This window comes from Candidatus Jordarchaeum sp., assembly GCF_052745115.1.
Window position 1 is genome coordinate 1 of the sequence record NZ_JBRAKS010000267.1, and the last position, 5,441, is coordinate 5,441.

General features: G+C 39.6%; 3 protein-coding genes. 1 reads left to right on the forward strand and 2 read right to left on the reverse strand.

Features of this window, described 5'->3' with window-relative positions:
• Positions 1 to 172: 172 nt before the first annotated feature.
• Positions 173 to 2,992, forward strand: a complete 2,820-nt coding sequence (locus ACUVXA_RS15590; protein ID WP_445872206.1) for a hypothetical protein — start codon at positions 173 to 175, stop codon at positions 2,990 to 2,992.
• Positions 2,993 to 3,056: 64 nt separating this feature from the next.
• Here the strand turns inward: ACUVXA_RS15590 and ACUVXA_RS15595 are convergent, their stop codons facing one another.
• Entirely contained in the window at positions 3,057 to 4,364 is a 1,308-nt protein-coding gene (locus tag ACUVXA_RS15595) for a cyclic 2,3-diphosphoglycerate synthase (RefSeq protein ID WP_445872208.1), read from the reverse strand.
• A gap of 162 nt (positions 4,365 to 4,526) precedes the next feature.
• A complete protein-coding gene (locus ACUVXA_RS15600; RefSeq protein ID WP_445872207.1) occupies positions 4,527 to 4,928 on the reverse strand; it encodes a hypothetical protein in 402 nt (133 codons plus the stop codon).
• Positions 4,929 to 5,441: the final 513 nt, after the last annotated feature.

Sequence of the window (5,441 nt, forward strand, 5' to 3'; positions counted from 1 at the left end):
AAAGGTTTTTGAATCCAAGCAAGGAAAACAAGCAGTAATTGGAAAAAACGAAAAAACCTCAAAATATTCGTAAAGGGTGCGGAAAGTAGGTAAAAATGTTTATTACCTTTTCGAATCATAATATTATAACATTTGCATCAATTATAACATAAATATATTTGGAGGACGATGCATGCCTCTGAAAGCGAAACTAATGAAGATTTTTACACGCAAAAGGGTTACTCTGATCATTCTCGCTATTATTATCGGTGTTTTTGCATGGTTTGACTATTGGGCAATCTATTTCGACAATATTTTTTATGGACCTATTGCAGCAGCTGTTCATTTTTACTGTAGGAGTTGGTCCATTATACCTGGTTTAATTCCTTGGGGTATTGACCCTTACTTCTCTGAATGGATACCATTCATATCCTACCCAATATATCCAACCCATGTCATTCAGGAGTATTCTCAGGGTGGGGCTCCACTCGCATTATTCCTGGTGGCTTCTCTTGGCAATGGACTACCTGACGGCTTGCTTAATACGGGAATTGTAGCCGGACTCTTCATAGTGGGCAAGGATTTACAGTTAGAAATTCTAATATATATGGGTGTTTATGACCCTTTGAGAGCCGGTTTTTTTGCAACCTATGGTATTGTACTGACTATGATAGCAATGGGTGTTATTGGTGGCTTTTTTGCACAGTTCCAAGTATACAGTCTAATGTGGAAGAGCTATGTATATTCATTCAAAAAACCTCTTGTTATACTCACTTGGTTAATATTCATATCAGCCCCCTTTGTCCTAGGAGCCCTAGCTGGTGTAAAATTCATAACGCCCACACAGTTACAATTCGGACCATGGACTATTTATTATAACGAGGTGCTTATACTCTGTTTCGTTTATGCTTTTATAACCAGTGCTTTTTCAGGCTATTTCACTAAGCGTTTCTGGAGCGGGGCATTCATTGGAGGAACAATAAGTCTGGCATCGTTCGCTGGTATCCTGGGAAAGGGTGTTCAAGAGCTCTTATACGGCATTATGTGGATACCCTATCATATAACGGTTCAAGGAGGTGTCGTGCAATATTATCAAGATGCTTTTGGAGTTTGGCAGGCAAATCTAACTATAGCTTACACGGCTATAGCGGCGACATTTATTGTGATTTCAGCACTCTGGGGCGGTTTCTGGGCCTCTATGGGCAGAGTCAGCACATATACGGAAACAACGCCGGAGATGAAAACTCCACAAGGACTGGCATTCATGTACCGAGACCTCTGGTCAAACTACTTCCTCCTTGGAAAAAATAAGGTCGATGAATTTGAGGTGGTAACAAAGGGAGCAAAGGCATTGCTGCGAAGACTTTTCAGAAGAGAAAAAAAATTCAAAACATTTGAACATATGGATCGAGTGCCCAGAGATGGAAAACCCACTCTACCAGTGCATGAACTGGAAATAATTTCACAAGAAGATAACAAGGCCAAGGTGCGACTAAGAAATACAGGGGAGGAAATCGGCACCTTTTACGACCCAAACTATCTCGCAGAAAAGTACAAACCAGTGTGGAATCCCTTCGAATTAGCATACCAAGCGGCTGTGGCGAAATGGATTATTCCACTGATAGGTATACTTATAGCAGTAGCCACAGTTTACTTTGTATTTGCAGTTCAACCTTATCTTCAATACGTAACATTACCAGGTGATCTATGGAGATATTTCACGACGGGCGAGGTGAGAATACTAGTGGTGGCTGCGTTGGTAATCTACGTATTCATTCTTGTTTTTTCAATCTATTGGGCCGTACACTCTCGAAAGATACTTAGTGAATCCCCCGAGGGTGCCCCGGCAGTGATAGCAATCGGTGTTTTTTCTAGCATTGCTTTTATCTTCACAGTTTATATTTTTCTGAGAATGGCTGACTTTCTGAGCATAATGATTCTCAACTCTCCGTTCTTTAGGCAATATGTTCTGGGAGAAACCCCATTGCAGATTGCAACTACACCATCACTACTAGACCAATATACGACACTTGCCGCACTGCCTTTCGAAATAATGTTTTCCGCTATGCTATACGGAATATTATTCTTGTTGATAGCATCATTTATACTTGGGTTATCAGGGGTACAGGTTCTCGGTCTCGAAAGATACACTCTCTACTTCTACGCAAATCAGGGACCACTCTTTCCATACAAGGATCGTGAAGATGCCCCAGTATGGGTGGAAGGTAAGTACTATTGGGTAATGCGTTTCACATACTTGTGGCCCGGTGAATTCACAGTGTCGTCAAGATCATTGTATCACGAAGACTATGAAAGGGTGGAAGTCTGGGTGAACGCAGAAACCGGAGTATTAGAGTGGATTGTCTCAGATTATCACTGGCGTGAGCTTTTCTACAGGGTTCCGGATGATGGTAAGGATCATAGAATTATTGTTGACTTTAACGCGAATTTTCATACGCCTGATTTTGCATTGCTGCATCCTGAAGAGTTAGAGGACTTCGAAGTTGAGGATCCTTTGAGAGCTGCCTTTAGTTTGAGCATGGATTGGATTAGGAAAGGACGTCAGAGGACTCGAGAGCTTTTCAAGAATGTGAGCGAAAGTGTTTCATCAAGTATTACTGGTAGAGATGTTAAGTATGCTATAAAGACTAGATCCCAGTATGTAGATAATTACTTGGTGGACATTGCTCCTGGTATTAGGCGGGCAGCAGCAAATGTTTGTGCTAAACTTCCCTGGAGTTTCTGGAGATATCCTCTTGGTGTTCCCACGATTGATCCTAAGACTGGTAAGTATTATTATCGAGAAGACAAGTATTTTCCACCACCGATTGATGCCCCACTGCATCCGATTAAAAAGAAGGTTGATGGTGTCGGCACTTCCGCTGTTTTAAATGAGCAAGTTTGCGCCAACTGTTTTACACTTAATACCCTGGATCTAAAGTCAAGCCAGGATAAGAATTGGCAGTGTAAGAAGTGTGGAGAAGACATGCGAAGACAATCAATGATACACTAAAATAATTGGAAAAATCAGGTAACCCAAACCGTTCTCTTCATTTTTCTTTTTATTTTCTCTAGTTTTATTGTTTATTTTTTTCTAATGGAAAGTCATCCAGTATTTCTTCTAAATCAGGTTTCCCTATTTCTTGGATTTCATATTTTATTCTTGCGGTAGGTTTGTTGAGTTCTAGGAGTCTACTGAGATCTATGGGGGTTCCTATGATTACAGTATCGCAGTCCGTGGCTTCAATTGTTTGTTTTAATTCGCTTATTTGGTCTGGGCTATATCCCATTGCCGGCAGGAGTGAACCAATTTGAGTGTACTGTTCGAACACAGTTTTTATGGACCCTACTGCGTATGGTCGGGGATCGATTATTTCTTTCGCTGCGTACTTTCTTGCGGCCACTATTCCAGCTCCGTAGCTCATTCCGCCGTGGGTGAGTGTGGGTCCGTCTTCGACCACCAATACTCTTTTGTCCCGGATTAATTCTGGGTTTTCCACGGTGATTAGGGATGCGGCCTTTATTATGATGGCTTGGGGGTTTAGTTTTTTAATGTTTCTTATTGTTTGTTCAACATGGTCGGGTTTTGCACTGTCAATCTTGTTTATTATTATCACATCTGCCATTATGGCGTTTGTTTCTCCAGGATAGTACGTTAATTCGTGTCCTGGCCTGTGGGGATCGACTATTACTATCTGTAGATCAGGTTTGTAGAAGGGGAAGTCGTTGTTACCTCCATCCCATAGGATTACATCAGCTTCTTTTTCGGCTTCATTTAATATTTTCTTGTAGTCTACTCCGGCGTATACTATGTTTCCCAAGTCAAGATGATGTTCGTATTCTTCTCTCTCTTCTATCGTGGTGTTATAAAGCTCCAAGTCTTTATAGGTTGAAAATCTTTGACATACTTGATTTTTTAAATCCCCATAGGGCATAGGATGTCTAACTATCACCACTTTTAGGCCTTTTTTACGTATTATATTAGAAATCTTTCGGGTGGTGGGACTTTTTCCTGCACCGGTTCTTACCGCACAAACGGATATTACTGGTTTCTTTGATTTTAGCATAGTGTTTTTAGGCCCCATGAGGCGAAAATCAGCTCCACACGCCAGAGCGCACGAGGCTTTGTTCATGACCGATACGTGTGAGAGGTCTGTGTATGCTAGGATCACCTGATCAATGTTGTGTTTTTCGATAAGTTTAGGAAGTTCTTCTTCTGGATATATTTTGATACCTTCAGGATATAATGGACCCGCAAGTTCTGGAGGGTACACTCTGTTTTCGATTTTAGGTATTTGGGCAGCAGTAAACGCTACTACCTCGTATTGCGCATTTTGCCTAAAATAAACATTGAAATTATGAAAATCCCTTCCAGCGGCACCCATAATGATTACGCGAGTCCTCAAGCTATACCCACCTGTAGATTAGCTTAATTTAGTCTTTTTACTATGCCCTCCCATATTTATTTCTTTATCGTAAAATCAGCAACAACAAAATTTCCAGAAAAAAAGACAGAAAGCTTATGATTTAGTAGGGGGGATTTAGATTTAGTTGCTGATGGTTTGGAGTATTCTTTCTTGGATTTTTTCCAATGGTACCTGTTCGTAATTTAAGTGTTCTACTTTTACTCTTGCTCTCTGGGCAACTAGAAAGAAGTAAATTTTATGCATTGTTTCACGGTCGTATACCAGTATTGAAAAGATAAGCCCACCGTATATGGGTTCCCCCTGGACCCCTTCTCGATTGAGTTTAAAGTCGTTTTCGTATATTTCGATTACTTTGCTCACGTTTTTTGGTTCTGATATTCTCCCGTTGAAAGTATATTTTATGCGGTATAAGCTGTTTTCTTTTATGTTTTGGAATATGATCTCATGTGGTTTAACTGTTGCTTGTTCTTGTTCTGTTAAAAATATATTTTGGTTTATCGACTTATCTGCTGATGAGATCATTTCGGGTACCTATTTGGTAAGAATCCGTTTAAAAATATAAACACCTTTGTATATATCATTTCCAGTACTTCCACTGTTTCCACTGTTAACAAAAAAAGAATTAACTAATTTTTCATCAAATAACCGAAAATGATTAATAATTTCCATCTAAATAAATATCTAAGAGTGTCTTCTTTTTTGGGGCGAATTTCATGGATGTTAAAAAGATTAATCTACTTGAAGATTTCATGGAACGATGTAATAGTTATGTTTTTTGCATGGGGGTATGTGTTTTTGTTTGTTGGCTGCTTGTAGAGGAGGAGTTATTAAGCCTTCTTTTCCAAATCCAAACCCTACTATGGGAGTTAGCCAGGACGTTTTCACATACCCAAAATCAAAAATACATATCTATTACTTTGTGCCGATTTCATGAAGAAAAATTTTAAATCCTCCAATTTTGATACTTTCCTTCTTGATAAAAAGGGTTTACAACAGTAGGAAGATTTAATACTAAATAATACCATATATGGCTAT